The 3,682-nt window shown below is 70.5% G+C and carries 5 protein-coding genes; 2 read left to right on the forward strand and 3 right to left on the reverse strand.

Features of this window, described 5'->3' with window-relative positions; all coding sequences use genetic code 11:
* Together E1286_RS46445 and E1286_RS46450 are read right to left on the reverse strand one after the other, a co-directional pair.
* Positions 1–241 (reverse strand): ATP-binding protein (locus E1286_RS46445; protein WP_246075734.1); only part of this gene is annotated, 241 nt, incomplete at its 3' end.
* A gap of 73 nt (positions 242–314) precedes the next feature.
* The gene (locus E1286_RS46450) at positions 315–1,085 is read right to left on the reverse strand and encodes a SigB/SigF/SigG family RNA polymerase sigma factor (RefSeq protein WP_132623693.1); all 771 of its coding nucleotides are present in this window, start codon (positions 1,083–1,085) and stop codon (positions 315–317) included.
* A gap of 175 nt (positions 1,086–1,260) precedes the next feature.
* On the opposite strand from E1286_RS46450, the gene E1286_RS46455 reads away from it, so the two are divergent.
* Positions 1,261–1,620: an STAS domain-containing protein gene (locus E1286_RS46455; protein WP_132623697.1), complete on the forward strand. Its 360-nt coding sequence runs from the start codon at positions 1,261–1,263 to the stop codon at positions 1,618–1,620.
* Here E1286_RS46455 and E1286_RS46460 read toward each other — a convergent pair.
* Positions 1,610–2,338, reverse strand: coding sequence for a GAF and ANTAR domain-containing protein (locus E1286_RS46460; protein ID WP_132623695.1), 729 nt, complete (start codon positions 2,336–2,338; stop codon positions 1,610–1,612). The two genes, E1286_RS46455 and E1286_RS46460, sit on opposite strands and share 11 nt — an antisense overlap.
* A 58-nt stretch (positions 2,339–2,396) precedes the next feature.
* Here E1286_RS46460 and E1286_RS46465 point away from each other — a divergent pair.
* A partial coding sequence (locus tag E1286_RS46465; protein ID WP_246075735.1) for a PAS domain-containing protein occupies positions 2,397–3,682 on the forward strand: 1,286 nt, incomplete at its 3' end.

Genomic DNA, 3,682 nt, shown 5'->3' on the forward strand with positions numbered 1-3,682 from the left:
GCATCGGCCCCGGCTTCCACACGCCCCCGTCGTGCACCTCGACGACCAGGTCCCCGCTGCTGGTCCACGTCCGCATGGACGCCGTATCGGCGCCGTGGGTGACGGCGTTGGTGGCCACCTCGTTGACGGCGATGACGAAGTCGCCGATCGCGTCCTCGGGCATGCCGGCCTGGCGGGCCTCGGACTCGGCGAACTGCCGGACCCGCGGCAGGTCCGGCAGCGCGAAGCGGAGCTGTTTCACGGGCGCGCCGGGTGGCGGGCTCACAAGGCCCGCCTCAGGCTCTGCGCCTTCGTTCACCCGGCGACCGTCCTCGTCAGCCGACCAGCTCGGAGCGTAGCTGGTCGAGAACTTTGCGAAGGATGCGTGACACATGCATCTGTGAGATTCCGAACTCGGCCGCGATCTCGGCCTGCGTCATGTTGCCGAAGAAGCGCAGCAGGAGGATGTGCTTCTCGCGGGACGGGAGCGCGTCGATGAGCGGTTTGACGGCCTCCCGGTCGACCATGGTGCTCAGCGTGTCGTCGTCCTCGGGGATGACGTCGCCGAGCGAGGCCGCGTCGTCGTCGGTGCCGAGCGGCGCGTCGAGTGACAGGGTGCTGTACGCGGCCGAGGCGTCGAGCGTGAGCAGGACGTCCTCTTCGCTGATGTTCATCTTGGCGGCCAGCTCCGCCACGGTCGGGGACCTGCCGAGATCCTGGCTGAGGTCGGCGACCAGCCTGTTGAGCTCCGAGCGGCGTTCCTGGTAGAGACGGGGCACCCGGATGGCCCAGGTGCGGTCGCGGAAGTGCCGCTTGACCTCGCCGGTCATCGTCACGACCGCGTAGCCCCTGAACGCGTGGCCGAGGGTCGGGTCGAAGCCGTTGACGGCTTTCATCAGGCCAACATACGCGGCCTGGAGGAGATCCTCCAAAGGTTCGCCGCGGTAGCGGTAGCGTCGGGCGATCTCCATGGCGAGCGGCCTGTGCATCTCGACGATGCGCTCGCGCAGGCGTTCCTTCAGGCTGTCGGGGGTCTCCTCCTTGACCATCTCGGCCAGGAGTTCTTCCGCGGTCATGTCCTCGAGGATGTATTCCTGCACAGCCATCGCTGCTCCTCATATGGATTCGCAGGCGGCCTCCCCGAACGAAAAAGCCCAGGCAGAGGCACGCCTCGCTCTACTCTCGAGACCAAAGCCCTCTGCTGGACCTCGGATCCAGTGTCCCCCCTCCCGCGGGAAGTATTCCTCGGTCGCGCGGTGACAGTAGGGTTGCTCCGTGACAATGCCGGAGAACGGTGAGGGGCCCCTCGCGGCCCTGCGCCTCACGTCGTCGACCGTGGACGAGATCACGGTGATCCGTGTCGACGGCGTGCTCGACGCCACGACTCGGGAGCAGTTCGCCGACTACCTGGCGATGGCTGGCGCCGACCTGATCCTCGACCTCGCCGAGGTGACGTTCATGGACTCGCGCGCGCTGGGCCTGATCGTGCACCACTGGCAGACGAGTCTCACTTCGGGGGCCAAGTTCGCGCTGATCGGGGTCGAGTACACGAAGTCCAAGGTGATGTGGATCACGGGGCTGGCGCAGCGGCTGCCGATCTACGACACCCTGGGCGACGCGCTCGCCGCACTCAAGAGCTAGGGCGACGCGCCGACTTGCGCTGGTGCTCGTCGACCAGTCTCCTGGCCAGGTCGGCCACCTTGACCTGGTGATGCTGGGAGATCCGGCGCAGCTCGTCGAAGGCGGCCTCGGCGGTGCATCCGCTGGTCTGCATGATGATGCCCTTGGCCTGGTCGATGACCGACCGGCCGGCGAGGGCCTCCTGCAGCTGGGCGGCGTCGGTGCGCACCTCCTCGAACTCCCACATGTTCGACATGGCCACGCCGACCTGCTCGGCCAGCATGTCGGCGAGCGCGTGGGCGCCCTGCGGGGAGAACGCCCCGGGCCGTACGGAATAGAGGCCGACGACGAGCAGGGCGGGCGGCACCTCGATGGGCACCACCAGCGCCGAGCGCACTCCCCAGCGGGTCGCCAGGGCGTCGTAGCGGGGCCAGCGGGTCTCTTTGAGCACGTCGGTCACGGTGGCGCGGCCGCCGCTCTGCCGGGCCTCGATGGACGGGCCCTCCCCGAGCTCGCGTTCGCCTTCGACGAGCATGATCAGCTCGCTGTGGGAGCCGGAGACCAGCACGCGGTGCTCACGCCAGTGTTCGGCGGAGGCTCCCGAACATCCCGGGACTCCCGCGGTCAGTGCCGCGGTCAGGCCGCGCAGGACGCTCTCGGTCGAGGTGTCCTCTCCCAGCCGGCCGAGTGCGGCCAGGTCACGCGCCAGCCCAGGAGTGATCATCGCGGTCGATTCCATAGCAAGAAGGTTCTACCCCTTATGGCTAGCGTTATCCCGAGTGGCGTAGCGTCAGACCATGACGATGCCGGACCTCGAACACGCGCTGGACGCGCTCGCCGGGCGCGTGTCCTCGTTGCGCGAGGCGAGGACCGCCTACCCCGGTGACCTTGCGCCTATCCTCGACGCCTCGCTCGCCGAGCTCGACACGGCCGCCGAGCTGCTGGCCGAGGCACGCGAGGCGCTGCGCAAGGCCCCCAAGCGGGCGGGCGGCAAGAAGGACGGCGCGCAACGCGAGCTGAAGCTGCTGCGCCAGGTGTTCCGCGCGTTCCCCGTGCCCGTCATCGTGCTCGACGGCGGCGGCGTCGTCCGGCGGATCAACCCCGAGACCTCCCGCATGCTGGGCAGCCCGGACGGCTACCTGGTGGGCCGGTCGTTCCCGCTGCTGGTGGACGTGTCGCGGCGGGCGGCGTTCCGCTCGCACCTGACGTCGGTGCTGCAGACGGGGCAGCCGTCGGCGTTCGAGACGCGGCTGGCGCACCAGGGGCGCGCGCACGTCGTGCAGCTCGCGCTGACCCGGCTGACGATGCCGGGCGAGCCGCAGCAGATGGTGGCGGCGGTGGCGCTGCCGACCGAGGTGCAGTTGCCCGAGCCGGGCACGCGCCGGCCCGAGCAGTCCGACGGCGCCCTGCTCCTGGCCGCGGCCCGGCGGCAGGACCTGCTGGCCAAGATGGCCGCGCTGCTGCTGGACGAGGAGGCGCTGCTGCGCCCGGTCGCGCTGCACCGCGCGACGCGGCTGCTGGCCGCCGAGTGGGCGGACTGGGTGATCGCCGACGTCATACGTGACGGGGTGCCGCGCCGTTCCGTCGTCATGGCGCCCAAGAACCACCCGCTGGGCGACCTGGTGCGGCAGGTCGAGTCCGCCGACCCGGCGGGCAGCCAGGTGGTCGCGCAGGTGCTGGAGCGCGGCTCCGGCGTGGTGCAGGAGATGGTGGACGACGAGACGCTGCTCGGCTTCTGCGCCGACGGCCCGGTGCTGACCGCGATGGGCGCGGGCTCGCTGCTGAGCGTCCCGATCGGCCGCGGCGACGGCGTGCTGACGCTGGTGCGCTCGCACGACAAGCAGCCGTACGCGCTGGCGGACCTGGCGGTGATGCAGGAGGTGGGCCTGCAGCTCGGGCTGGCGGTGCGGGCGCAGACGAGCTTCCAGAGCCGTTCGCGGGCGGCGGAGTCGCTGTCGGCGAGCGTCGCGCCGCGCAACCTGCCCGACGTGCCGGGCTACGAGGCGGCGGCGGTCTACCATCCGGGCTCGTCGGTGGGGGCCGAGTTCTACGACGTGTTCCCGGTCTCGGGCGGGTGGGGGTT

It is taken from the genome of Nonomuraea terrae (assembly GCF_004348995.1).
GTDB lineage: Bacteria > Actinomycetota > Actinomycetes > Streptosporangiales > Streptosporangiaceae > Nonomuraea > Nonomuraea terrae.